21 protein-coding genes are annotated in these 24,061 nt (G+C 72.2%); 16 read left to right on the plus strand and 5 right to left on the minus strand.

Features of this window, described 5'->3' with window-relative positions; all coding sequences use genetic code 11:
* Nucleotides 1–231: 231 nt before the first annotated feature.
* Genes ACLQ23_RS24265 through ACLQ23_RS24280 form a run of 4 tightly spaced genes read left to right on the plus strand, consistent with a single transcriptional unit; the run spans nucleotide 232 to nucleotide 3,905 of the window.
* The gene (locus ACLQ23_RS24265; RefSeq protein WP_355588814.1) at nucleotides 232–1,227 is read left to right on the plus strand and encodes a phosphatase PAP2 family protein; all 996 of its coding nucleotides are present in this window, start codon (nucleotides 232–234) and stop codon (nucleotides 1,225–1,227) included.
* A gap of 16 nt (nucleotides 1,228–1,243) precedes the next feature.
* Complete coding sequence (locus ACLQ23_RS24270; RefSeq protein ID WP_355588816.1) at nucleotides 1,244–1,939, plus strand: response regulator transcription factor; 696 nt, start codon at nucleotides 1,244–1,246, stop codon at nucleotides 1,937–1,939.
* On the plus strand, nucleotides 1,936–3,402 hold the full coding sequence (locus ACLQ23_RS24275; protein ID WP_355631742.1) for a HAMP domain-containing sensor histidine kinase: 1,467 nt from the start codon (nucleotides 1,936–1,938) through the stop codon (nucleotides 3,400–3,402). Before ACLQ23_RS24270 ends, ACLQ23_RS24275 begins: the two co-directional genes overlap by 4 nt.
* The gene (locus ACLQ23_RS24280; RefSeq protein WP_355631739.1) at nucleotides 3,399–3,905 is read left to right on the plus strand and encodes a hypothetical protein; all 507 of its coding nucleotides are present in this window, start codon (nucleotides 3,399–3,401) and stop codon (nucleotides 3,903–3,905) included. Before ACLQ23_RS24275 ends, ACLQ23_RS24280 begins: the two co-directional genes overlap by 4 nt.
* A 59-nt stretch (nucleotides 3,906–3,964) precedes the next feature.
* Here ACLQ23_RS24280 and ACLQ23_RS24285 read toward each other — a convergent pair whose 3' ends face one another.
* Genes ACLQ23_RS24285 through ACLQ23_RS24295 form a run of 3 tightly spaced genes read right to left on the minus strand, consistent with a single transcriptional unit; the run spans nucleotide 3,965 to nucleotide 7,301 of the window.
* On the minus strand, nucleotides 3,965–4,975 hold the full coding sequence (locus tag ACLQ23_RS24285; RefSeq protein ID WP_355631737.1) for a D-alanine--D-alanine ligase family protein: 1,011 nt from the start codon (nucleotides 4,973–4,975) through the stop codon (nucleotides 3,965–3,967).
* Entirely contained in the window at nucleotides 4,972–6,129 is a 1,158-nt protein-coding gene (gene alr, locus ACLQ23_RS24290) for an alanine racemase (RefSeq protein WP_355631734.1), read from the minus strand. The genes ACLQ23_RS24285 and alr overlap by 4 nt, the downstream gene beginning before the upstream one ends.
* A complete protein-coding gene (locus ACLQ23_RS24295; RefSeq protein WP_355631731.1) occupies nucleotides 6,126–7,301 on the minus strand; it encodes an acyltransferase in 1,176 nt (391 codons plus the stop codon). The genes alr and ACLQ23_RS24295 overlap by 4 nt, the downstream gene beginning before the upstream one ends.
* A 148-nt stretch (nucleotides 7,302–7,449) precedes the next feature.
* Between ACLQ23_RS24295 and ACLQ23_RS24300 the strand changes: the two genes are divergently transcribed.
* Nucleotides 7,450–8,325: an LLM class F420-dependent oxidoreductase gene (locus ACLQ23_RS24300; RefSeq protein WP_355588827.1), complete on the plus strand. Its 876-nt coding sequence runs from the start codon at nucleotides 7,450–7,452 to the stop codon at nucleotides 8,323–8,325.
* A gap of 64 nt (nucleotides 8,326–8,389) precedes the next feature.
* Here ACLQ23_RS24300 and ACLQ23_RS24305 read toward each other — a convergent pair whose 3' ends face one another.
* Nucleotides 8,390–10,651, minus strand: a complete 2,262-nt coding sequence (locus ACLQ23_RS24305; protein WP_425881160.1) for a catalase — start codon at nucleotides 10,649–10,651, stop codon at nucleotides 8,390–8,392.
* A gap of 176 nt (nucleotides 10,652–10,827) precedes the next feature.
* Here ACLQ23_RS24305 and ACLQ23_RS24310 point away from each other — a divergent pair, with 176 nt between their 5' ends.
* From ACLQ23_RS24310 to ACLQ23_RS24360, 11 genes are all read left to right on the plus strand, one after another.
* The gene (locus ACLQ23_RS24310) at nucleotides 10,828–11,727 is read left to right on the plus strand and encodes an alpha/beta hydrolase family protein (protein WP_355588831.1); all 900 of its coding nucleotides are present in this window, start codon (nucleotides 10,828–10,830) and stop codon (nucleotides 11,725–11,727) included.
* A gap of 156 nt (nucleotides 11,728–11,883) precedes the next feature.
* Nucleotides 11,884–12,684, plus strand: a complete 801-nt coding sequence (locus ACLQ23_RS24315) for an ABC transporter ATP-binding protein (protein WP_355588832.1) — start codon at nucleotides 11,884–11,886, stop codon at nucleotides 12,682–12,684.
* On the plus strand, nucleotides 12,681–13,403 hold the full coding sequence (locus ACLQ23_RS24320) for an ABC transporter ATP-binding protein (protein ID WP_355588834.1): 723 nt from the start codon (nucleotides 12,681–12,683) through the stop codon (nucleotides 13,401–13,403). The genes ACLQ23_RS24315 and ACLQ23_RS24320 overlap by 4 nt, the downstream gene beginning before the upstream one ends.
* A 29-nt stretch (nucleotides 13,404–13,432) precedes the next feature.
* Nucleotides 13,433–14,311, plus strand: coding sequence for a branched-chain amino acid ABC transporter permease (locus ACLQ23_RS24325; RefSeq protein ID WP_425881161.1), 879 nt, complete (start codon nucleotides 13,433–13,435; stop codon nucleotides 14,309–14,311).
* Entirely contained in the window at nucleotides 14,308–15,420 is a 1,113-nt protein-coding gene (locus ACLQ23_RS24330; RefSeq protein ID WP_355631725.1) for a branched-chain amino acid ABC transporter permease, read from the plus strand. The genes ACLQ23_RS24325 and ACLQ23_RS24330 overlap by 4 nt, the downstream gene beginning before the upstream one ends.
* 85 nt (nucleotides 15,421–15,505) lie before the next feature.
* Complete coding sequence (locus tag ACLQ23_RS24335) at nucleotides 15,506–16,795, plus strand: ABC transporter substrate-binding protein (protein WP_355588840.1); 1,290 nt, start codon at nucleotides 15,506–15,508, stop codon at nucleotides 16,793–16,795.
* A gap of 165 nt (nucleotides 16,796–16,960) precedes the next feature.
* Nucleotides 16,961–17,728 (plus strand): SDR family oxidoreductase, encoded by a 768-nt coding sequence (locus ACLQ23_RS24340; RefSeq protein ID WP_355588842.1) that lies wholly within the window; start codon nucleotides 16,961–16,963, stop codon nucleotides 17,726–17,728.
* A 94-nt stretch (nucleotides 17,729–17,822) separates the two neighbouring features.
* On the plus strand, nucleotides 17,823–18,434 hold the full coding sequence (locus ACLQ23_RS24345) for a TetR/AcrR family transcriptional regulator (protein ID WP_355588844.1): 612 nt from the start codon (nucleotides 17,823–17,825) through the stop codon (nucleotides 18,432–18,434).
* Between the two features lie 51 nt (nucleotides 18,435–18,485).
* Nucleotides 18,486–21,272: an AAA family ATPase gene (locus tag ACLQ23_RS24350; RefSeq protein WP_355588846.1), complete on the plus strand. Its 2,787-nt coding sequence runs from the start codon at nucleotides 18,486–18,488 to the stop codon at nucleotides 21,270–21,272.
* Between the two features lie 59 nt (nucleotides 21,273–21,331).
* Nucleotides 21,332–22,480, plus strand: a complete 1,149-nt coding sequence (locus ACLQ23_RS24355) for an acyl-CoA dehydrogenase family protein (RefSeq protein ID WP_355588848.1) — start codon at nucleotides 21,332–21,334, stop codon at nucleotides 22,478–22,480.
* A gap of 17 nt (nucleotides 22,481–22,497) precedes the next feature.
* Nucleotides 22,498–22,962 (plus strand): MaoC family dehydratase, encoded by a 465-nt coding sequence (locus ACLQ23_RS24360; protein WP_355588850.1) that lies wholly within the window; start codon nucleotides 22,498–22,500, stop codon nucleotides 22,960–22,962.
* A 22-nt stretch (nucleotides 22,963–22,984) separates the two neighbouring features.
* Here the strand turns inward: ACLQ23_RS24360 and ACLQ23_RS24365 are convergent, their stop codons facing one another.
* A complete protein-coding gene (locus ACLQ23_RS24365; protein WP_355589416.1) occupies nucleotides 22,985–23,965 on the minus strand; it encodes a LacI family DNA-binding transcriptional regulator in 981 nt (326 codons plus the stop codon).
* Between the last annotated feature and the right edge of the window lie 96 nt (nucleotides 23,966–24,061).

Consider the following 24,061-nt stretch of genomic DNA (forward strand, 5'->3'; position numbering starts at 1 on the left):
ATCTTGACCCTAGTGGCGGTGCGTCTCGGCAGGGTAAAACATAGTTGCATGTAAGCATGTGAATGCCGCTCGGGTCGTACCTCGTCGGTCGGTTGGACGACAGCGGCGAGTCTCCGGGCGGCTCTCCCGGTGGGATCGCCCGGTTTGTTCCGGGACGAGCGCCGGCGGTTGTGACAGAACCAAGACACAGCGCGGACGGCGTCCGGACCTGGCAGGCCGACGATGACCGGCATGTCCATCGGATCGTCGTACCCCGTCGGCCGGTCGTCGGCCGCTACCGTGCCGGTCGGCATCGCGCGACCGGCGCCGCCCGAGCGCGTGTCCACGCCGCTGGTCCTGCGGCTGCTCGGCGCGGCAGTGTGCTTCCTGCTCACGCTGGCCCTCACCGGCGCGCTGTTCGTCTGGACGTACCCCGGTCAGTGGTGGGACGGGCTGCTCCTGCCGCGCGCCGAGTCCGGTGGGGGTTACGAGCAGCAGACCGATCTGGTGGGGCCCGCGAAGGCCGTGCTGGCGACCTTCGGCGACCCGCTTCTGCTGGCCGCCCTGCTCGGCGGGGTGCTGCTGGTGGGCCTGTTCGGCCGGCGGCTGCTGGCCGGCGTCGTCGGTGTCGTCATGGTGCTCGGCGCGGTAGTGGTGGCCGGCGCGGTGAAGTCGGCGTTGCCCCGCCCGGATCTGGCGATAGCGAGTTCGACGACGCACAACAGTTTCCCCAGCGGCCACGTCGCGGTCGCGGCGGCCCTGCTGCTGGCGTACCTGTTGGTGCTGCCCGGACCGGCCCGGCGGTGGCTGGCGCTGCCCGGCGCGGCGGGCGTCTCGGTGATCAGCGCGGCCACGATGATCGCGGGCTGGCATCGGTTCAGCGACGTGCTCGGCGGCGTCCTGCTGAGCGTGACGCTGTTCTGCCTGGCGGCGGCAGTCCTTGCCGGCAGGTCGGGCGGTGCCGTGCCCCGCCCGCCTGGTGGGCTGGCGGCCGCCGGGCGCCTGCTGGCCGAGGGCGCGGTTGGGCTTGTCGTCCTCGCCGGGGCGTCGCTGGTGGTGGCGCCCGGCCTGGCCGCCTCGGTGCGGCGGGGTCCGTTGCTGGCCATCGCCGCGGCCGCCGGGCTGACGATGCTTGCGGTGGGCGCGGCGGTGTTCCTGGTGCGGTCGGTCGACTTCGCGGCACCCCGCCCGCGAACGAGCCGTCCGCAGGCGAGCCGTCCGCAGGCGAAAGGCAGGATATTTCCGTGATGGGATACTTGGTGGCATGTCCCAGGTCCTGCTGATCGAAGATCACCAGACGGTCCGTGACGGGTTGCAGTTGGCGCTCACCCGGCAGGGCCACACTGTCGACGCCGTGGCGACCGGTGAGCAGGGGCTGGAACGACTGCGTGCGGCCGCTGCCGACGTCGTGGTCCTCGATCTCATGCTGCCCGGAATGGACGGGTTCGAGGTCTGTCGCCGGATCCGCCAACTCGGCGACCTGCCGATCATCATGCTCACCGCCCGCAACGACGACATGGACGTGGTGGCGGGCCTGGAGGCCGGCGCCGACGACTACGTGGTCAAGCCGGTGCAGCCCCGGGTGTTGGAGGCACGCATCCGCGCGGTGCTGCGCCGTACGACGGTCGAGTCGCGGCGCGCCGACACCGAACGGCCCGGCCTGCGCCAGCACGGTGCCCTGACCATCGACCGGGCCGCACTTGTGGTCAGCAAGGACGGCACACCGGTCAGCCTGGCCCCGACGGAGCTGCGGCTGCTGCTCGAACTCTCCCACACGCCGGGGCAGGTGCTCAGCCGTCAGCAGTTGCTGGAGGCGGTGTGGGAGCACGGCTACCTGGGCGACTCGCGCCTTGTCGACGCCTGCGTGCAGCGGCTGCGCGCCAAGATCGAGGATGAGCCGTCGGCCCCGGTCTTCATCCAGACGGTCCGTGGGTTCGGCTACCGGTTCGGGCCCCTGTGACGCGGTGGCGTGGGGCCGGCGCCAGGGCCTCGGGCCTGCGGCTCCGGCTGGTCCTGGCGTTCGCCCTGCTGGGTGTCACCACCACTGCTGTGGTGGCCAGTGGAAGCTACGTCCAGGCACGTACCGTGATCCTCCAGCAGGCGCAGGACGCGGCGGTGGCGTCGCTCACCGACCGGATCACGAAGGTCTACCCGATCACCAGCCTGCCGTCCGACCCGCAGGAGCTCGACGTGCTGGCGCAGCGCCTCTCCGATCGGAACGAGACAACGCTCATCCACTACCGGGGCGTGTGGTCGTCGGGCATCCAGGCGCCCGATCCCGTCACCCCGGAGCTGCGTGAGGCGGTCGCCGGTGGCCGCATCGCCTGGCAACGTGTCATCCGCGACGGGGTGCCCGTGCTGCTCATCGGCACCCAGTTGAGGATCGAGCGCGCCGACGGGTCCTCCGTGCCGTCCGGCCTGGAGGTCTACTCGACGCGCAGTCTCGTGTCCGAGCAGCAGAGCATCGACCGGCTCGCCACCTTCGCGTGGCTGACCGGCGGGCTCTCCCTGATCCTCGCGGTCCTGTTGGCGCTGCTGGCCGCGCGGGGCGTGCTGCGGCCGGTACGTGAGCTGGGTCAGGCGGCCCGCCGGCTCGGCGAGGGCGACCTGTCCACCCGGCTGACCGTCCGGGGCGTCGACGAGTTGGCCGATGTGGCGCGGACCTTCAACGACACCGCCGGGAGACTGGAGCGGCAGGTAGGTGAGCTGCGGCGGATGGAAGCCGACGCCCGGCGTTTCGTCGCCGACGTGTCACACGAACTGCGCACACCGCTGGCCGCGATGACGGCGGTCACCGACGTGCTCGACGAGGAGGCCGACCGGCTGCCGGGGGATGCCGGCCGGGCCGCCCGGCTCGTCAGTCAGGAGACGCACAGCCTCACCCAACTGGTAAACGACCTGATCGAGGTGAGCAGGTTCGACTCGGGTACGGCGCGGCTCGCCCTCGACGACGTCGACGTCGCCGCGGCTGTCACCGCGACCCTGCGGGTGCGGGGCTGGGCCGAGCGGGTGCGCACGGAGCTGGCACCGGGAGTGGTCGCCCGGCTCGACCCCCGCCGGCTCGACGTCATCGTCGCCAATCTGGTCGGCAACGGCCTCCGGCACGGTGCCGAACCGGTGTCCGTACGCCTGGACGCCGACGCGGACTGGATCACCATCGAGGTCAGTGACCACGGCCCGGGGTTGGATCCGCAGGTCCTGCCGCACGTCTTCGACCGCTTCTACAAGGCCGACACCGCCCGGACCCGCTCCGAGGGCAGCGGACTCGGCCTCGCCATCGCGTGGGAGAACGCGCGCCTGCACCGGCGCGACGGCCAGACGGGCAGCCTCGTCGCCGGTAACGGCGCCAGCGGCGGCGCGGTGTTCACGCTCCGCCTGCCGCGCCTGGCATCGGAGACGGCAGCCGACGGAGACGTACGGTGAGCCGCCGAGCGCCGCTGATCGCGGGAGGGCTCCTGTTCGCGCTGCTCGCCACGGGTTGCGGGGTCCGGCCCACCGATGTCATAAACGGCCGCCCCGCGGTGAGCGGCCCGGCCGAGGGCACGGGGATCTACCTGGTGTCGCACGGACAGGTCGTGTTGGCGATCCGGTCGACGAAGACGCCGTCGCCGCCGCTGTCGCTGTCGCCGGCCGAGACGCTCGCACTGCTCGCACAGGGCCCCACCGATACCGAACGGAGTGCGGGGATCACCAGCGAGGTGCCGGCCGACCTCGTGCCGGCCGACGTGGGCCCGACAGCCGACGGAAACGGCGTCACTGTGACGGTGTCGAGTGCCGTGAAGCCGCTGTCGCCCCTCGCCGTCGACCAGATCGCCTGCACAGTGGCCGACGCCCTGGCGCGCAGTGCCCAGGGCAGGAGTTTCGCCCCGGTCACCCTGGCCGGGCCGGACGGCACCCGCCCGGCCAGGACCTGTCCCGTGACGTGACAGTGGCTGGCTACGTCTGAGGTGACAGTGGCTGGCTACGCCTGATGTGATCGCGGTGTCTACGCCGAACCGACCGTCTGCGGCAGTCCACCGAACGAGCGTCGGCCCGCGTCGGCCAGCGCCCCGTCGACCAGGATGTCGAGCAGAGCGGGAAACCCGATGCCGGCGCGCCGCCAGATCTGCGGAAACTGCGACGCGGCCGTGAACCCGGGGAAGGTGTTCACCTCGTTCACGATCGGCTCCGCGCCCTCACCGGACAGGAAGAAGTCGACCCGCAGCAGCCCCCGGCAGTCGAGGGCGTGGAAGGCGCGGATCGCACGGTCCCGCAGAACCTCGGTGGTGGCGGCGTCGAGCGGGGCGGGGATCTCGAAGACCGCCCCGCCGTCGTACTTCGCGTCGTAGTCGAAGAAGCCGTCGCCGGCCACCCGGATCTCCAGGGGCGGTCCGGCCTGCACCTGGCCGTCCGGATGCTGAAGGACTGCCACGTCGATCTCCCGGCCCCGCGCACCCTGCTCGACGAGCACCTTCGGGTCGGCCGCGCGCGCCCGCCCGAGCGCGGCCGGCAGGTCCGCCCAGTCCGTCACCTTGACCACGCCCAGGCTGGACCCGGCCCGGGCCGGCTTGACGAAGACCGGCAGACCGAGGCGCCGCTGGTCGGCTGGCGACAGGTCCTCCCCGGGCCGCAGCGTCACCCCGGGACTGACCCGAAGGCCCTCCGCCGCGAGGAGCCGCTTCGTGACGCCCTTGTCGATGCCCGCCGCGCTGGCGAAGACACCGTTGCCCACGTACGGCACGCCGAGCCATTCCAGCAGCGACGCGACAGTGCCGTCCTCGCCGTACGGGCCGTGCAGGGCCGGGAAGACCACGTCCTGGGCGCGTACCACCCGCAGGGCCTGGGGCAGCGGCGTCGGACGCCCGTCGACGTGCCACGCGCCGTCGGTGCCGATGAGCACCTCGGTGACCTGGTACCTGTCGCGGTCCAGCGCGGCCAGGATGCTCTCGCCCGACCGGCGCGACACCGCGTGCTCGCCGCTGCGCCCGCCGTACAGCACTGCCAGACGTGTGGTCATGAGATGTGTGCTCCCTCGTGGATGTGGTGGCGGCCCACCCGGGCCCCGATGCCGGTCAAGATCTCGTGTGGGTTGGTACCGGCCCACCGCGCCCACTCGGTGACGCTCGGCGCGGCGTCGTCGGCCGTCGCGTCGGGGTTGCCGGCGGGGCCGAACAGCACGACCGGATCTCCGATGGCCACGGGCAGGTCGCCGACGTCGACAACGCACTGGTCCATGGCGATGCGCCCGACGACCGGGCGGCGTCGGTCGCCGAGCCACACCTGGGCGCGACCCTCGGCGGCGCGGGGCAGGCCGTCGGCGTAACCGAGCGGCAGCAACGCCAACGTCGTGGCCCGTCCGGTCACGTACTCCGGTCCGTAGGACACGCCGGTGCCGGCGGGCACCCGCTTGACGTTCACCACTGTCGTCCGCAGCGTCAGGGCGGGCCGCAGCCCGAACGCGCCGGGCCCGCTCGCGCCGAACGGGTCCACGCCGTACAGAGCGAGCCCGATCCGGCAGAGGTCGAAGCGGGTTTCCGCAGCTGACAGGGCCGCCGCCGAGTTGGCCAGGTGTACGAGGTCGGGGCGCAGGCCGGCGTGCCGGGCGATCCGCAGTGCCTCCTCGAACGTGGCGACCTGCCGGGGCACGCAGGGACTGCCGGGTACGTCCGCGTCGGCCAGGTGGGACCACACGCCGCGAACCTGGACGCCGCCCTCCACCTCGTACTTGCGGGCCCACGCCACCAGTTCCGGCCAGTCGTCGCCGCTGGCCCCGTTGCGGGACAAGCCGGTGTCGGCCTTGAGCTGCACCGTCGCGGGCACGCCGACCTGGTGGGCCGCGTCGACGATGGCGTGCAGGTGGGTGGTCGTCGACACGCCGACGTCGACGCCCGCTCTGATCAGCGCGGCGAAGTCGTCGTCCGGTCGGTGCAGCCAGCTCAGCGTGGGCGCGGTGATGCCCGCGTCGCGCAGGGCCAGCGCCTCGGCCGCCGAGGTCACGCCCAACCATCCCGCGCCGGCGCCCAGCGCGGCCCGCGCGACCGGCACCGCGCCGTGACCGAACGCGTCCGCCTTCACCACGGCCATCAGGTCGTTGCCGGTGACCGCCGCCGTCGTCCGGACGTTGCCGGCGATCGCCCCGAGGTCGACCACCGCCTCGGCCAGCGGGCTCATCCGGCTGCCTCCGGGTGGGCGGCGACCGGGGCCGCCGGCCGGCGGGGTCCGGGGAGCGCGAACAGCCAACGGGCGCGTACCGCCAGCAGCCAGCTGTGGATGGCCAGGCTCAGACCGATGACGAGCCCGGTCAGCACTATCGGATAGCCGAGCGCCGCCAGGACCTGACCGATTCGGCCCAACCCGGAGACGGGGGAGTGCAGCAGCCGGTGCAGCAGCGCCAGGACGGGCATGTGGATGACGTAGATGGGCAGGGTGATGCGCCCCAGGGTGGCCAGCCGGTCGCCGAGGACACGCCACCTGCACAACCGGGCGGCGGCGGTGACGCCGAAGGCCACCGCCACGACGGAGACCGCCGGCCAGACGCCGAACCATCGCTGGGCGCCGGCCGCCGCCATGGCGACGAGCACTACGGCGTACGCCCCGGCGGTCAGCACCAGCCGGCGCCGGGTGGCGGTTGCCGCCCACTCTTCGATCAGGGGTCGCAGGTGCAGGCCGGCGAGGAAGAAGACCAGGTTCTGGTAGAGACCGGCGCGGTTGCCCGGAGTGTCCAGCAGGCCGGCCGCGGCGACGGCCGACAACACGGCGGCGGGTACGAGCACCAGCGCCCGGGGCGCCCGCCTGGTCACCTTGGCGAGCGTGAAGTAGAGCGCCAGGGCGTACAGGTACCACAGGTTGGACGGGGTGATCGTGAGCTGTTCCAGCAGGCCGAGGGCGGAGGTGGCACGGTCGGTCGGGAAGTCCGGTGCCGCCGCGAGGACCACCGTGTGGATCAGCAGCCAGAGGGCGTACAGGTAGAGGAGGCCGGCGACGCGGCTGCGGACGACGCGTCGCCAGGGCCGCGTGACGGCGTGCGCCGCGAAGACCCCGGAGATGGTGAAGAACAGGGGCATCCGCAGCGGCAGGAACTGTTCGCCGAGCGCGCCCCACAGGCCCGGCACGGGAACGTCGAGGTGCCAGTCGATCTGCAGGTAGTCCTTGACGATCACGTGCCAGGCGACGACGAGGATGATGCAGACGCCCTTGGCGGCGTCGGCCCACTGCACCCGTCCCGACGCCGCCGGTGCGGCTGCGGCCAGAGCCCGGGGCCGCCGGTGACGGAATCGGTCACGCGGCGCGTCGGGCTGGTGCCCGGCGGGCCGGGCGACGGTGGAGGCAAGCGTTCGGGTCACCCGTCAGAAGCTGCCAGCGGGATATCCGCGCATGATCCACGAGATGTCATGAACAGGTAATGGCTGTCGCCGGACCCTTCTCGCGGACGCCGTCGACAGCCGTGCCGGTGACGCCGCGGGACACTAGGCTCGCTCCGGAGGTGCCGAGATGAAGCTTGGTCTGCACTACTGGAGTTTCTCGAACCCGGCCGACCCGGCCACGATCGCGCCGACGCTTGCGGAGGCGGCAACCACCGCCGAGCAGGCGGGCGTCGCCTCGTTCACAGTGATGGACCACTTCTTCCAGATGGACGCGGTGGCTCCGGCCGAGGAGCCGATGCTTGAGGCGTACACGACGCTCGGCTACGTGGCGGCGAAGACCCAGCGGATGACGCTGGGCGTGCTGGTCACCGGCGTGATGTACAGGTACCCGGGCCTGCTCGCCAAGACCGTGACGACCCTCGACGTGCTCTCCGGCGGTCGCGCCCGCCTCGGCATCGGGGCGTCCTGGTACGAGCGGGAGCAGCGCGGCCTCGGCGTGCCAGTGGTGCCGGTGGCCGAACGGTTCGAGCGGCTGGAGGAGACGCTGCGCATCTGCCTGCAGATGTGGAGCGACGACAACGGGCCGTTCGAGGGGCGGCACTACCAGCTCGCCGAGACGATCAACTCGCCGCAGCCGTTGAGCCGCCCCCGCCCGCCCATCATGATCGGCGGCGGGGGAGAGAAGAAGACCCTGCGCCTGGTGGCCCGGTACGCCGACGCCTGCAACCTGTTCGGCACTGCCGCCGGTGCCGGCGAGGTGGCGCGCAAGCTGGACGTGCTGCGCGAGCACTGTGCCGCCGAGGGCCGCGACTACGACAGCATCGCCAAGACGGTTGTCGCCCACCGGCCACCGCTTGACGACGTCGACGCGTTCCTCGCCGAGGCCGCCGAGTACGCCGCGCTCGGTGTCACCGAGGTGCAGGTGACGCCGGACCGGCACCCTGTGGAGTTCGCCCAGCGGCTCGGCGACGAGGTGGTGCCCCGGCTGGCCGACCTCGGCTGATCCAGAGCCGGAGACAGACAAGGGGCTGCCCTCCACAGACGTGGAGGGCAGCCCTTAGTCGAGCTCAGGCGACAGTTGCGGGGAACCTCTCCCACACCCGGTGCGCGGCCATGAGCCGCTGTACCGCGGTCAGCGCCTCCGGGCCGGAGCCGGCCGACACGACGCCCGGGGCGCCGGCCACGCCGGCCTGCTCCAGGACGCCGACACCGGCACCCCAGGCGCCGATCGCCTTGGCGTGCCGCCAGCACTCCTCGACGAGCAGGAGCACGCGGGGGTCGACCGTCGCCGGGCCGGGCTTGCCGGCCTTGGCGTCGCGGGCGGGCAGCGCGTCCGGCGCGGGAGCCGGCGCGCCGGACAGCAGGAGCGCGTCCAGCTCGACAGACCGGCCGGTGGCGAAGGTCCGCTGCACTGGCAGGTCGCCGACCATGCCGCCGTGCGGGGCGATCAGCAGCGGCACCATGCCGGCCGCGAACACGGAGTGGCGTACCTCGTGCAGGTCGTCGAGGCCACCGTCGGGGTCGACGACGATCCCGACCATCCGGCCGTCGGCCGGCCACTCCTTGCCGACCTGCGACAGTGCCGGGCTCGGCGTGACATCGGCCAGCGGCACCGTCGGCTGCGGCGTGGGCAGGCCGAGGCCGGTGGCGACCTGCTCGCACAGCACCGGGTCGATGTTTGCCAGGCACTGGAGCTGGCGCTCCTTGATCGCCTGGTGGTAGCACTTGCCCAGCTCGAAGGTGTACGCCCGGATGATGTGCTCCTTCTCGACCGGCGACATGCTCAGCCAGAACAGGCGTGCCTGGCTGTAGTGGTCGTCGAAGGAGACCGGGTTCGCGCGTACCTTGGGCGCCTGCGCCACAGTCACCGGTACGTCCAGGAAGGCGTGCTCGGCGTCACCGGCCGGGAAGGGGTTGCCCCCGTCGAGCGAGTTCGGCCGGTACGGCGCCACCCCGGCGTGGACGGCGTGCTGATGGAAGCCGTCGCGCAGCATGTCGTTGACGGCGGCGTGCGGCCGGTTGATCGGGATCTGCGTGAAGTTCGGGCCGCCCAGCCGGGTCAGCTGCGTGTCGACGTACGAGAACAGCCGGCCCTGCAACAGCGGGTCGTTCGTGACGTCGATGCCCGGCGGAAGGTGACCGAGGTGGAAGGCCACCTGCTCGGTCTCGGCGAAGAAGTTGGTGGGCGTCCGGTTGAGGACGAGCCGGCCGACGGGCTGCACCGGCGCGAGTTCCTCCGGCACGATCTTCGTCGGGTCCAGCAGGTCGATCCCGGCGAAGGTCTCCTCGGGGGTGTCGGGGAAGACCTGGATGCCCAACTCCCACTCGGGGAACGCGCCGGCCTCGATGGCGTCGTAGAGGTCGCGGCGGTGGAAGTCCGGGTCCATGCCGCTGAGCATCTGCGCCTCCTCCCAGTCCAGGGAGTGCACGCCGAGCTTCGGCTTCCAGTGGAACTTCGCCAGCGCCGTCTCCCCGGCCTCGTTGATGAGGCGGAAGGTGTGCACACCGAACCCCTCCATGGTCCGGTACGAGCGCGGGATGCCCCGGTCGGACATGTTCCACAGGGCGTGGTGCTGCGCCTCGGTGTGCAGCGAGACGAAGTCCCAGAAGGTGTCGTGGGCGCTCTGCGCCTGCGGGATCTCCCGGTCCGGGTGCGGCTTGCCGGCGTGGATGACGTCGGGGAACTTGATGGCGTCCTGGATGAAGAACACCGGGATGTTGTTGCCGACCAGGTCGAAGGTGCCCTCGTCGGTGTAGAACTTCGTCGCGAAGCCGCGGGTGTCGCGGACCGTGTCGGCCGACCCGCGCGAGCCGAGGACCGTGGAGAACCGGACGAACACCTCGGTTTCGCGGCCATTCTTGAGGAAGCCGGCCCGGGTGACGGCCTCGGCGGTGCCGTAGGCGGTGAACAGGCCGTGCGCGCCGGCGCCCCGGGCGTGCACCACACGCTCCGGGATCCGCTCGTGGTCGAAGTGCGTGATCTTCTCGCGGAAGTGGTGGTCCTGGAGCAGGATCGGCCCGCGCGGCCCGGCCTTGAGCGAGTGGTCGGTGTCGCGCAGTCGCGCCCCGTTCGCCGTGGTGAGGTACGCGCCCTGCTGGCCCTTTGCGGTCTTCGGCGCCCCGGTCTCCGCGCCCGTGGGCGTACGGGTCTGCGGCGCGCCCTGCTCCGGTTTGGGCGGCAGTGGGTCGCGGGGCGTCGTTGGTTCGTCGACGGTCGGCGGCGCGCTGCCGGGCGCGCCGGGCACCTCCGGCGTCAGTGCGTCGGTGATCTTTTCGGTGGCGGTCTTGACGGCGTTCTTGACCGCCTCGGCGGGCTTGCTGGAATCCACGGAAACGGAACCCCTCCGTTGAGCGTTTCGAGCGGGCGTCTGCCCTGCTACCCCTGGTCAGGGGGTCAAAACACAACAGCGGTGGGCAGGACTGGTGATTTCACCGATGCGGGGGGCGCGCCGAGCGCACAACACTGACGGACGTCGATATCGCTCGACTCTAGGGAGTGCCCGACGTGCCGTCACCAACCACCACCCGTCCCCGTTCCGTGGCAGCCCGAGCCGTCCGGTTCGCGCTGGCCGCCACCCTCGTCGCCGGCGGCGTCCTGGCCGGACCCTCCGGTGCCGCCCAGGCGGCGAGCCCGTACGAGCGGGGCCCCGCTCCGACCACCGCGATCCTGGAGGCCAGCCGCGGCCCCTTCGCCACCGCCTCGCAGAGCGTCTCCTCGCTGAGCGTCACCGGCTTCGGCGGCGGCGTCATCTACTACCCCACAAGCACAAGCGAGGGCACCTTCGGCGCCATCGCCATCTCGCCCGGCTACACGGCCTCCTGGTCAAGCATCAGCTGGCTCGGCCCGCGGATCGCCTCGCACGGCTTCGTGGTGATCGGCATCGAGACCAACACCAGGCTCGACCAGCCGGACAGCCGGGGCCGGCAACTGCTGGCCGCGCTCGACTACCTCACCGAGCGCAGTTCGGTGCGGAGCCGGATCGACAGCAGCAGGCTCGCCGTGGCCGGTCACTCGATGGGTGGCGGCGGCAGCCTGGAGGCGGCCTCGTCCCGGCCGTCGTTGCAGGCCGCCGTGCCGCTGGCACCGTGGAACCTGGACAAGAGCTGGTCCGAGCTGCGGGTGCCGACGCTGATCATCGGTGGCGAGAGCGACTCGGTCGCGCCGGTCGCCACGCACTCGGTGCCGTTCTACAACAGCATCCCGGCCTCCGCCGAGAAGGCGTACCTGGAGTTGAACGGGGCGAGCCACTTCTTCCCGCAGACGACGAACACGCCTACCGCGCGGCAGATGGTGGCCTGGCTGAAGCGGTTCGTCGACGACGACACCCGCTACGAGCAGTTCCTCTGCCCGGGCCCGAGCGGCTCGCAGATCCAGGAGTACCGCAACACCTGCCCCAGCTACTGAGCGCGACAAACCGGGGCGGCCACCGCTGGTGGCCGCCCCGGTCGCGTGCCGGCCCGACGGCGTGCTGGTCGGGGGCATTGAAGGTATTGACGCCGTACCCGAGAAACGTACACTGCGAGTGTAAATAACACCCCGCCACGACGCGAGGGATGGGTGATGGAACGCGGGCTCGAACTGCACCACATCGGCGTCCGTTTCGGCGGCCTCACCGCCCTCGACGACGTCTCGCTGCGGGTGCCACCCAACCGGGTGGTGGGCGTGATCGGGCCCAACGGCGCCGGCAAGACCACGCTGTTCAACGTGATCTGCGGTTTCGTGACGCCGGAGACGGGTTCGCTCACCCTGGACGGTCGGCCGCTGCGACCACGGCCGCACGGCCTGACCCGACTGGGCATCGCGCGGACCCTGCAGGGGACCGGGCTCTTCGCCGGGCTCACAGTGCTGGAGAACGTGATGACCGGTGCTTCGCACACCGCTCGTGCGGGTTTCGCCTCCGCCCTGTTCGGGCTGCCCCGCAGTGACCGCGACGAGCAGCGACTGCGCCGGCAGGCACTGGACATTCTCGACGACCTCGGCATCGCGGGGCACGCCGACGCCGCGCCGACCACGCTGCCGTTCGCCGTACGCCAGCGGGTCGCCCTGGCCCGCGCGCTGGCCGCACGGCCCCGGCTGCTGCTGCTCGACGAGCCGGCCGGTGGCCTCGGCGCCGACGACATCACCGAACTGGCGGAGCTGGTCCGGCAGTTGCCCCGCCGCGACGCCGACCCGTGCGCGGTGCTGCTCGTCGAGCACCACATGGACCTGGTGATGGCGGTCTGCGACGAGATCGTGGTGCTCGACTTCGGCCGGGTGATCGCCGCCGGCACGCCGGACGAGATCCGCGACGATCCGGCGGTCACCGACGCCTACCTGGGCGCCGCGATCGAGGACGCCGCCGTCGACGGTGTCACCTCGTGAGCGCGCCCGATCTGCTCGTGGTGCGCGGGCTGGTGGCCGGCTACGGTGCCGCGCCGGTGTTGCAGGCCATCGACCTGACAGTGCCCGCCGGCACCATAGCGGCGGTGGTGGGCGCCAACGGCGCCGGCAAGACCACACTGCTGCGCGCGCTCTCCGGCATGATCCGCCCGTCCGCCGGCCAGGTCGTTCTCGCCGGAGACGACCTGCGGGGTACGCCGGTGGAGCAGCTCGTCCGGCGCGGCATGGCGCACGTGCCGGAGGGGCGGGGCGTGATCAGCGAACTCACCGTCGACGAGAACCTGCGGCTCGGCGGCCTGTGGCGGCGGGACCGGGCGGACGCCGGCCGCGCGCTCGACGAGGTCTACCAGCTCTTCGAGCCGCTCGCCAGGCGTCGCCGGCACCTCGGCCACCAGCTGTCCGGCGGTGAGCGGCAGATGCTCGCGCTCGGTCGGGCGCTCGTCGGCAGGCCACGCCTGCTGCTGCTCGACGAACCCTCGCTCGGCCTGGCCCCACGGGTGGTCGCCCGGACCATGGCCCTGCTGCGCCAACTGCGCGACAGCACCGGCCTGACGGTGCTGCTCGTCGAGCAGAACGTGCGCAGCGCGCTCGCCGTGGCCGACCAGGGCGTGGTGATGTCGCTGGGCCGGGTCGTCATCGCCGCCCCGGCCGCCACGCTGCGCGACGACGACGACCTGCGCCACGCGTACCTCGGCTTCTGACCACCACCTCGTTTCCGAAGGGAGGACTGTTGGACCGCTTCGTCTTCCTCACCATCGACGGCCTGTCCCGGGGCGCGGTGTACGCCGCGTTCGCGCTGGCCCTGGTGCTCATCTGGCGGGCGGCGCGGGTCGTCAACTTCGCCCAGGGAGCGATGGCCGTCGCCGCCGCGTACGTCGCGTACACAGTGTCCGCGGCGACCGGCTCCTACTGGCTGGGCTTCGTTGTCGCGATCGTCGCCGGGCTTGTGCTCGGCGCGCTCGTGGACCGGGTCGTGATGCGCCACGTCGACCACGCCTCACCGCTCAACCCGGTGATCGTGGCGCTCGGGCTGGTGCTGTTGATCCAGGCCGTGCTGGGCATGGTGTACGGCAACGAGTTCCGCCCCGCCGAAGCGCCGTTCAGCCGGTCCGCCCTCACAGTGGGCGGGGTCGCCGTGCTGTCGCCGTACGACCTGTTCGTCTTCGCCACGATCGGTGTGGTGGTGAGTGCGCTGGCGTGGATGTTCGCGCGTACACCTGTGGGGTTGCGGATGCGCGCGGCGGCCTTCGCGCCGGAGGTGTCCCGCCTGCTCGGCGTCAACGTGGGCGGGATGTTGACGCTCGGCTGGGCGCTCGCCTCCGGCGTGGGCGCGCTTGCCGCGATGCTTGTCCTCCCCACCGAGCTGGGCCTGCATCCGCACGCCATGGACCTGGTGTTCGTCTCGGCGTTCACCGCGGCGGTGGTCGGTGGGCTGGACAGCCCACCGGGCGCGGTCGTCGGTGGATTGGTGGTGGGTCTGCTGCTGTCCTATGTGAGCGGCTACGTCGGCAGTGACGTCACCCCCCTGGCGGTGCTGGTCCTGCTGCTGGCTGTGCTGCTGGTTCGTCCCGGTGGGCTGTTCGCGCCGGTCGTGGCGAGGCGGGTGTGAGCGCCACCCGGGCGGCAATGCCGCCGAAGCAGCGATCCGGCGGGGCCGGTGACCGCCCGGTCGACAGTCGGCGCGGCTCAACACTGCTGCGGCATCTCGCGGTGGCGCTCGCCGTGGGTCTGGCGCTGGTGGCGGTCAGCTACGCCGTCGAGCCGTTCCGCAACTTCCAGCTCGCCACAGTGGCGGCGTACCTCTGCGCCACAGCCGGGCTGACCGTCCTCACCGGGCTCAACGGTCAGCTGTCGCTGGGGCACGGGGCCCTGATGGCCGTCGGCGCGTACACGGTGGCTCTGTGTCAGACCGCGTTCCTCGACCGGGGGATGACCGGCGGGTGGCTGTTGGCGGTCTCGCTGGGAGTGGCGATCGTCAGCACTGTCGCTGTCGGCGCAGTTGTCGGTGTGGCCGCCGCCCGGCTGCGGGGCCCTTACCTGGCCGGTGTGACTCTCGCCGTGGCCGTCGTCGTGCCGGCGCTTGCCGTCACCTTCGACGGGGTGTTCAACGGGGAGCAGGGGCTGTCGGTGCCTGTGGAACCGCCACCGATGGCGCTCGGCGCGTACTTCCCCTATGAGCGGTGGCAGCTCTGGCTCTCGGGCGCTGCCACCCTGCTCGCCCTGGTGCTGCTGGCCAACCTGATCCGCAGCCGGTACGGGCGTACGTTCCGGGCGGTCCGCGACGACGAGGTGGCGGCCCGCCTCGCCGGGATCCACGTGGCGCGTACCCAGGTCCTCGCGTTCGTGGTCAGTGCCGCCACGGCCGGGCTCGGCGGCGCCCTGCTCGCGGTGCTCGCGCAGAGCGTCTCGCCTGGCGCGTTCTCGCTGACGCTGTCGCTGTTCCTGCTGATGGCCGTGGTGATCGGCGGCCTCGGTCGGCTCGCCGGGGCGTTGTGGGGGGCCGTCCTGCTCGTCGCCCTGCCCGACCTCACCCATTCGGTGACCGAGCTGTTCACCCTCTCGCCCGCTGTGGCGCAGCGGCTGGAGGGCAACCTCCCGCTGGCGATCTTCGGCGTCACGCTGATCGTCGTGATGATCGTCGCGCCGGGCGGCGTGCAGGGCGTGCTGTCCCGTCTCGGCCGGGCCCTGCTGGCCCGATGGCCGGCGCGGCGTTCCTGAGCTGTTCTCGGCCCGGCCTCGGCCGGGCGCCCCACCACACCACACCGTTCCCCGAGAATCGGACCGAGAAAGGTCGGTGTTCCTCATGCACCGTACGGCACAACGCGGTCTCGCGATCGCCAGCACAATAGCCCTGCTCATCGCCGCCGCCGGTTGCAGTGGCGACGACGGCGGCGGCTCCTCCGGCGGGGCTTCGGTGCCGGGGGTCACCGACACCGAGATCGTCGTCGGTACGCACATGCCGCTCACCGGGCCGGCCTCGGCCGGCTACTCCAAGATCGCCCCGGCGACGAAGGCGTACTTCGACTACGTCAACGCCAACGGCGGCGTGCACGGCCGGAAGATCACCTACAAGATCATGGACGACGGCTACAACCCGGCGAACACCCAGCAGGTGGTCCGGCAGCTCGTCCTCCAGGACAAGGTCTTCGCCGTTCTCAACGGGCTCGGCACCCCGACCCACACCGGCGTTCTCGACTTCCTCAAGACCAACCGGGTGCCCGACCTGTTCGTGGCCTCCGGCAGTCGCAGCTGGGACCAGCCGGACAAGTATCCGGGCACGTTCGGGTTCAACCCGGACTACACGGTCGAGGGCAAGATCCTCGCCAACTACGTGAAGGCGAACCACGCCGGCCAGAAGGTCTGCTTCCTGGGTCAGGACGACGACTTCGGCCGCGACAGCCTGGTGGGCGTGGAGAAGGTTCTCGGCGCCGGGGGCGTGGCGGTCAAGCAGACGTACGTCACAAGCAACACCAACGTCGCGCCGCAGATCGGCGCGTTCAAGGCCGCAGGCTGCCAGGTCGTCGTGCTCGCCACGGTGCCCGGCTTCACCGCCCTGTCCGTCGGCACCGCCGCGCGGCTGGGCCTCAAGCCGCAGTGGCTGGTCTCCAACGTCGGCGGCGACCACCCGACCCTCGCCAAGCAGCTCGGCGAGGCGGCTCCGCTGCTGGAGGGCATGGTCGGCGCCAACTACCTGCCGATGCAGAACGACACAGCGAACCCGTGGATCCAGCTCTTCACGAAGATCAACAAGGAGCACAACGGTGACGCGCCGTTCGACGGCAACACCGTCTACGGCATGTCCGTCGGCTACCTCTTCGTGCAGGTGCTGCTCGCCGCCGGCAAGGACCTCACCCGGGAGAAGGTGCTCAGCGCGGTGCAGAAGGGCGGCTTCCAGGGGCCGGGCCTCGCGCCGCTGCGCTTCTCCGACAAGGACCACTCCGGGTACGGCGGGCAGCGCCTGACCAAGGTGAGCGGGGGAGCGCAGAGCTACTTCGGGCCGACGTACGAGACCGACGAGGAGGACGGCCCGGTCACCGAGTTCTCGGCCGCCCCGGTCGCGCCACCCGCGAACGGGGTGCCGACCGTCTCCTGACGACTCGTACACCCGGCCGTCGACCGGGCGTGGTCACCGCCGACCGCGCCCGGTCGTACGGCTGTCCGGCGGCGCGTCGGGGCTCTCGGCGGTGCTGGCGGTCCTTCGGCGGCGCTGTCGGGAAGGCGTTGACCGACACCGATCACCACTCCTACTATCTGCACTGTGGATGCAGAATCACGCAGGCTCGTCGGTCGGGTCGCCATCGTCACCGGCGCCAGTCGGGGGATCGGCCTGGCCATCGCGCGGCGGCTGGTGGCCGAGGGCGCGCGGGTGGGTCTCACGGCCCGCCACCCCGAGGCGCTGGACGAGGCCGTCGCAGCCCTCGGCGGCTCCGCGTACGCGGTCGCCGTCGCCGGCCGGGCCGACGACGCCGCGCACCGGGCCGATGCGGTACGCCAGGTCAGCGCGGCATTCGGGCCTGTCGACCTCCTTGTCAACAACACAGGCATCAACCCGGTGCACGGCCCGCTCGTCGAGCTGGACCTCGCGGCGGCGCGCAAGATCCTCGACGTCAACCTGGTGGCCGCGCTGGGCTGGGTGCAGGCGGTCTGTGCCGCCGGCATGACCGAGCGCGGCGGCTGCGTGGTGAACGTGTCGTCGATCGCCGGCCTCGCGCCGGCGCCCGGCATCGCCTTCTACGGCGTGAGCAAGGCCGCGCTCAACCACCTCACCGCGAGCCTCGCCGTGGAGTTGGGGCCGACGGTCCGGGTCAACGCCGTCGCGCCCGGCGTGGTCAAGACCCGCTTCGCCGCCGCCCTCTACGAGGGCCGGGAGGAGGAGGTCGCCGCGCGGTACCCGCTGGGCCGGCTCGGCGTCGCCGACGACGTGGCGGGCGCTGTCGCCTTTCTGGCCTCCGCCGACGCCGCCTGGATCACCGGGCAGACGATCGTCTGCGACGGCGGCGTCACGCTGGGAGGCCGGTCCGGATGACGCCGCCAGTGGTCGCCCGATGTCGCCTGATCATCGCCTGTCTAGACTCGGCGGTGCGTCGGGGGACGCCGTGGCGGTGAGGGGGCGGGGGCGGATGAACAAGGTCGAGGCCCCGGGACGCGTCGACGGGCGCACGGCCCGTGCCGAGCGCACCCGGGCGGCCATCGTCGAGGCGCACCTGGCGCTCATCGCCGAGGGTGACCTGCGGCCGACCGGCGAACGCATCGCCGAGCGGGCCGGCATCTCGCTGCGGACGCTCTGGACCAACTTCAAGGACATGGAGACGCTGTTCGAGGCCAGCGGCGCGGAGGTGCTGCGTCAGCAGGACGCCGCGTACCGACCGATCTCGCCCGCGTTGCCTCTGGCCAAGCGCATCGACGCGTACTGCCGGCAGCGCGCCCGGCTGCTCCAGCTCATCGCGCCGTCGGCGCGGGCCGCGCAGATGCGCGAGCCGGTCTCCGACCAGCTGCACCTCAACCGCCTCAAGCACATCGACCGGGTACGCGACGAGGTCGAACAGCTCTTCGCCACCGAGTTGGCGCGGGCCGGGCGAGGGCGCGAGCAGTTGCTCAACGCGCTGATCGCGGCGAGCACGTGGCAGGCGTGGTCGATGCTGCGGTACGGCCTCGGGCTGGGCGTGGACCAGGCCCGGGGGGTCATGACCCGGACGGTCGGCGCGCTGTTGGCGGAGGTGGCGGCCGACTGATCCCGGCCTGTCCTCTTTCCTTCCGCTTATCGATGAGTGACACTGTGACGCATGGTTACTGCATCACGAGTGCAAATAACTGTGCTGCGCGGCCGGGATGACCAGTGCCGGGCCGTCCGGAGCCTTCTCGACGGCGTGACCGACGGCGGTGGGGCGCTGCTGCTGCACGGCGAGCCGGGGTCGGGGCGTACGGCGCTGCTGTCCTACGCCCACCGGTACGCCGAGAACTGCGTCGTCCTGGCCGGGGCCGGGCTGCCCGCGGAGGCGGCGCTGCCGTACGCCGGGCTGCAACGCCTGCTCGACCCGGTGCGCGACCGGGCCACCGACCTGCCGGAGCCGCAGCGGAACCTGCTGCGTCGGGCACTGGACGGGGAGGGCTGCCCGCCGGAGCGTCGGCTGGCCCTCTCGGTCGCCGTGCTCGGGCTGCTCGCCGCCGCCGCGCGGGAGCGCCCGCTGCTGGCCACGATGGACGACCTCGACCGGGGTGACCCGCAGACCGCGCAGGTACTGGCGTTCGTGGCCCGCCGGCTGCGGCACCTGCCGGTCGCCGTCCTACTCACCGCCGACGTCACCGCCGCTGTCGACGGGGTCGCGACGTGCCGGCTCGGGCCGCTGAGCGAGCGGGACAGCGTCGCCGTCCTGGCCGACCGGCTGCACGAGCGACCTACCGAGCCGGTGGCGGCCACCCTCGCCGTGATTGGCGGCGGCAACCCGCAGGCGCTCGTGGACCTCGCCGACGCGCTGAGCCCAGGGCAGTGGCGGGGGGAGGAGCCGCTACCCGCCACGCCACCGACGGACGGCGCGCTCGGCCGCGCCTACCGGGCCCGCATCGACCGGTTGCCGCCGGACACCCGTCGCATGCTGCTGCTCGCCGCCCTCGACGAGTCGAACGAGCCCGCGACACTGGCCCGCGCGGCCGACGCCGCCGGCATGGCCGTCGAGGCGCTAGCCCCGGCAGAGGTCGCCGGCCTGGTCCACGTCGAGCCCGAGGGCGTCACGTTCCCGCAGCCGCTGGCCCGGGCGATGGTCGCGGCCAGCGCGCCGCTCGCGCAGCGACGGCAGGCGCACCGGCTGCTCGCCGGGGTGCTCGACGCGGACGCGCAGCGGCTGCGCCGCGCCATGCACCTCGCCGCCGCGACGGCGGGCACCGACGCGGCCCTCGCCGACGAGTTGGAGCGCGCGGCGACAGGCGTACCTACCGACTGGGCAATGGCCTCGGCCGCGCTGTGCCGGGCCGCCGAACTCAGCGCCCGCCCGGGCGACGCCGCCGGCCGGCTGCTGACCGCCGCCCGGTACGCGTGGACCGCCGGCCAGCCCACCGAGGCGCGCCTGCTGCTCGACCGGCTTCGCGCGACCTGCGCCGACCCTGCCGTCGCCGGGCACGCGGCCGTGCTGCGCGGCGAACTGGAGTTGCGCTGCGACGCCGCCTCGGGTGCGGCGTCCACGCTGCTGGCCGCCGCCGGGACGGTCGCGGCCACCGACCGCGCGCTCGCCGTGCAGGCGTTGGCGAGGGCCGGCGAGGCAGTGTGCTTCGCCGGCGACCAGTACCGGTACGCGGAGGTCGGCCGCCGGGCCGCGGAATTGCGCCGTCCGCACGACCCACCGGCCGTCGAGTTGACGAGTTCGCTCGTCGCCGGTGTGGCGGCCACGCTGCGCGGCGACCATGAGCGGGCGGGTCCCGCGTTGCGCCGGGCCGTCGTACTCGGTGGCCGGTTGACCGGGGCGGAGCTGACCCCGACCGCCCTCGCCTGCGCGGCGGCGGCCGGGCTGGTGGTGGCGGTGGACGGCGCGGCGCACCGGCTCGCCGAGCGTGCCGTCGGGTTGGCCCGCGAGCGGGGCGAACTGTCAATGCTGTCCCGGGCGTTGGAGCTGCGGGCGGTCGCCGAGTACTGGTTGGGTCGGCACGAGGCTGCGGCGGAGACGTCCCGCGACGGACTGCGGGTCGCCCGTGCCGCAGGCCAGGTCAACTGTGCCAACGTCCACCTGGGCATGCTCGCCGTGCTGGCCGCCGTACGGGCCGACCGGGAGACCAGCCTGCGGCGGATCCGGGAGATCGGAGAGGCTCCGACACCGGGCAGCCGGCCGCACGCGCTTGCCGGGTGGGCGCGGGCAGTCCTCGACCTGGCCGACGGCAGACATGCCGAGGCGGCGACCAGGCTGGCGTCGCTGGCCCGACTCGGCACCGGGCGAGGTCAGGTGCTCGTCCAGGTGATGGCAACTCCGTACCTGGTGGAGGCCGCCGCCCACCTGGCGCACCGGCCGGCGGCGACGGCCGCGCTCGCGGTTTTCGACAGGTGGGCAAGCAGCACCGCCAGCCCGTTGAGGCGGGCACTGTCGGCCCGGTGTCACGCGCTGCTCGCGCCGAAGGGCAGCGGTGAGGCGGAGCGTGAGTTCCGGACCGCGCTGCGGCTGCATCCGACCGAGGCTGGCACGTTCGAACGTGCGCGCACCGAGTTGCTCTTCGGCCAGGAGTTGCGGCGCAGCCGTCGCCCGCGCGACGCCCGGGAACATCTGCACCGGGCCCGGGAGACGTTCACGCTGCTCGGGGCGAGCCGTTGGGCCGAGCAGGCCACCGCAGAGCTGCGGGCCGCCGGGGAGTCGGTCGGCCCACCGGACCTGCCTGCCGCGCGGCTGCTGACCGGCCAGCAACTGCGGATCGCCCAACTGGTCGCGGAGGGGGCCACCAACCGGGAGATCGCCGCCCGGATGTTCCTCTCCACCCGCACTGTCGACCACCACCTGCGCAACGTGTTCCATCGGCTCGGCATCAGATCGCGTACCGAGCTGGTCCGTGCGTTCGCCACCGACCGGCACGTCGGTCTGGCCTCCGACAGGTGAGCGAGGTCGGTCGCCGTCCGCTCTGGACGTCGTAAACTATCACCGCTAGTTTATTCGCCATGGAGCTGACCCTCACCGCCGAGCAGGCAGCCGTCCGCCAGCTCGCCGCCGAGTTCGCCGACCGGGAGTTGCTGCCGTACGCCGCCGAATGGGACCGGCGCGAGTCGGTCGACCCCGCCATCGTCGGCAAGCTCGGCGAGCTGGGCTTCCTGGGGCTGACCATCGCCGAACACGACGGCGGCTCCGGCGGCGACCACCTCGCGTACTGCCTGGTCCTTGAGGAACTCGGCAGGGGCGACTCGGCGGTGCGCGGCATCGTCTCGGTCTCGCTCGGGCTTGTCGCCAAGTCCATCGCCGCCCACGGCTCAGCCGCGCAGCGGGCCGAATGGCTGCCCCGGCTCTGCTCCGGCGACGCCCTCGGCTGCTTCGCGCTGACCGAGCCGGACAGCGGCTCGGACGCCGCAGCGCTGCGCACGCGCGCTGTGCGCGACGGCGACGACTGGCTGCTCACCGGCACCAAGATGTTCATCACCAACGGCACCACCGCCGACGTCGCACTGGTCTTCGCCCGCACCGGCGGCCCCGGGCACCGGGGCATCACCGCGTTCCTGGTGCCCACCGACAGCCCCGGCCTGACCCGCCGGGAGATCCACGGCAAGCTCGGCCTGCGCGGGCAGGCCACCGGCGAACTGGGCCTCGACGAGGTACGCGTCCCCGACGCGGCCCGCCTCGGCGACGAGGGCAGCGGCTTCCGCCTGGCCCTCGGCACGCTTGCCAAAGGCCGGATGTCGGTTGCCGCCGGCTGCGTCGGCATCGCCCAGGGCTGCCTCGACGCGGCGGTCGGCTACGCCGGGCAGCGGACCCAGTTCGGTAAGCCGATCGCCGCCCACCAGCTCGTCCAGCAGTTGCTCGCGGCCATCGCCGTGGACACGGCCGCCGCGCGGCTGCTGGTCTGGCAGGTGGCCGACCTGATCGACCGCGGCCAGGCGTTCGCCACCGAGGCGTCGATGGCCAAGCTCTTCGCCAGCGAGGCCGCCGTCCGCGCGGCAAACAACGCGGTCCAGGTCTTCGGGGGGTACGGCTACATCGACGAGTACCCGGTCGGCAAGTACCTGCGCGATGCCCGCGTCGCCACCCTCTACGAGGGCACCAGCCAGATCCAGCAGCTCCTGATCGGACGCGCGCTCACCGGCGTCAACGCCTTCTGACAGCTAAGGACACCCGGATGCGAGTCTTCACTTCCCTCGACGAGTTGGCCACAGCGGTCGGCGAGTCCATCGGCCCCGGGCCCTGGCAGCCGATCGAGCAGAGCCGGGTGGACCTCTTCGCCGACGCCACCGACGACCACCAGTGGATCCACGTCGACCCGGCGCGGGCGGCGTCCGGACCGTTCGGCGGCACTATCGCGCACGGCTATCTCACCCTGTCGTTGCTGCCGACGTTGGCCGGCCAGCTCTACCGGGTCGAGGGGATCGCGATGGGCGTCAACTACGGGCTGAACCGGGTGCGTTTTCCCGCGCCGCTGCGGGTGGGCGCCTCCGTACGCGCCACCGCCACCATCGCCGACGTGTCCCCGGTGAGCGGCGGTGTGCAACTGGTCGCGACTGTCGCCGTGGAGACCGACGGCGGCGGCAAGCCGGTCTGCGTCGCCGAGACGATCAGCCGCCTCTACCCGCGTACGGAGCGCTGACCCTCGCGCCGCCGTAGGGGTGTCAGTGGCGCGGGCGGCAGGACGAACGGATGACCAGCTCGGTGGGGAGCCTGATGTGGGTGTCGCGCTCGACGCCGGCGATCAGGTCGATGAGCAGGCGCAACGCCTCGGCGCCCATCCGCTGCAGCGGTTGCATGATGGTCGTCAGCGGCGGGTTGACAAGCGCCGACTCCGGTACGTTGTCGAAGCCGATCACCGACAGGTCGTCGGGCACCGAGAGGCCCATGTCGCGGGCTACGTCCATGGTGGATATCGCGGAGAGGTCGTTACCCGCGAAGATCGCGCTCGGCCGGTCGGTGAGGGCGAGAAGCTCCGCGGCCGTGCCTGCGGCGCTCTCGATCCGGAACCCGCCGACACGGACGAGCCGCTCGTCCACCGGCACGCCGGCCTCGGCCATCGCACTGCGGAAGCCTGCCTCGCGCAGTTGCGCCGACTTCAGGTCGGCACGGCCGCTGATGTGCCCGATCCGTCGGTGCCCGAGGGACAGCAGGTAGTTGGTCGCCAGCACGGCGCCGGCGAAGTTGTCCGAATCGACGGTGGGCAGGTCGGACGGCCCGGTGTGCGGGTCGACGGCTACGACGTGGAAGCTGTGTTTGGTCTCGACAACGGTCGGAGTGACGATCACGGCCCCGTCGATGAGGGTGCCCGAGAGGCGGGCGAGCGAGCGCCGCTCCCAACCCACGGCGGCGCCCTCGCCGTCGCCGCTGGAGTAGGCCAGCAACTGGTATCCGCTGCCCGCGACCTCCTGGGAGGCTCCCTTGAGCAGCTCGGTCGAGAACGGCTCGAACTCGGCGACCAGGATGCCGAGCACGTTGGTGCGGTGGCTGCGCAGGCTCTGCGCCCCCAGGCTCGCCTCGTAGCCGAGCTCGTGGATGACCTGCTGGACGCGCTCCACGGTTGCCTGGGCCACGCCGTATCGTCCATTGACAACCTTCGATACGGTGGCAACCGAGACGCCGGCAGTGCGTGCGACATCTGACATCTTGACGCGCTGCTGAAACACCACGCCGATGATGATAGGGCTGTCGGTGGCGACCCGTCGCGAGTGAATCGAAAACGTTATCGATACCGATTGACA

The organism is Micromonospora sp. DT41 (genome assembly GCF_049841715.1).
GTDB classification, from domain to species: Bacteria; Actinomycetota; Actinomycetes; order Mycobacteriales; family Micromonosporaceae; genus Micromonospora; species Micromonospora profundi.

Excerpts from the sequence above, each read along its gene's own strand:
- ACLQ23_RS24265 (WP_355588814.1), top strand. The coding sequence starts at position 232 with ATGTCCATCGGATCGTCGTACCCCGTCGGCCGGTCGTCGGCCGCTACC.
- ACLQ23_RS24285 (WP_355631737.1), bottom strand. The coding sequence starts at position 4,975 with ATGACCACACGTCTGGCAGTGCTGTACGGCGGGCGCAGCGGCGAGCAC.
- ACLQ23_RS24345 (WP_355588844.1), top strand. The coding sequence starts at position 17,823 with ATGAACAAGGTCGAGGCCCCGGGACGCGTCGACGGGCGCACGGCCCGT.
- ACLQ23_RS24355 (WP_355588848.1), top strand. The coding sequence starts at position 21,332 with ATGGAGCTGACCCTCACCGCCGAGCAGGCAGCCGTCCGCCAGCTCGCC.
- ACLQ23_RS24270 (WP_355588816.1), top strand. The coding sequence starts at position 1,244 with ATGTCCCAGGTCCTGCTGATCGAAGATCACCAGACGGTCCGTGACGGG.
- ACLQ23_RS24365 (WP_355589416.1), bottom strand. The coding sequence starts at position 23,965 with ATGTCAGATGTCGCACGCACTGCCGGCGTCTCGGTTGCCACCGTATCG.
- ACLQ23_RS24350 (WP_355588846.1), top strand. The coding sequence starts at position 18,486 with ATGGTTACTGCATCACGAGTGCAAATAACTGTGCTGCGCGGCCGGGAT.
- alr (WP_355631734.1), bottom strand. The coding sequence starts at position 6,129 with ATGAGCCCGCTGGCCGAGGCGGTGGTCGACCTCGGGGCGATCGCCGGC.
- ACLQ23_RS24335 (WP_355588840.1), top strand. The coding sequence starts at position 15,506 with ATGCACCGTACGGCACAACGCGGTCTCGCGATCGCCAGCACAATAGCC.
- ACLQ23_RS24315 (WP_355588832.1), top strand. The coding sequence starts at position 11,884 with ATGGAACGCGGGCTCGAACTGCACCACATCGGCGTCCGTTTCGGCGGC.
- ACLQ23_RS24360 (WP_355588850.1), top strand. The coding sequence starts at position 22,498 with ATGCGAGTCTTCACTTCCCTCGACGAGTTGGCCACAGCGGTCGGCGAG.
- ACLQ23_RS24300 (WP_355588827.1), top strand. The coding sequence starts at position 7,450 with ATGAAGCTTGGTCTGCACTACTGGAGTTTCTCGAACCCGGCCGACCCG.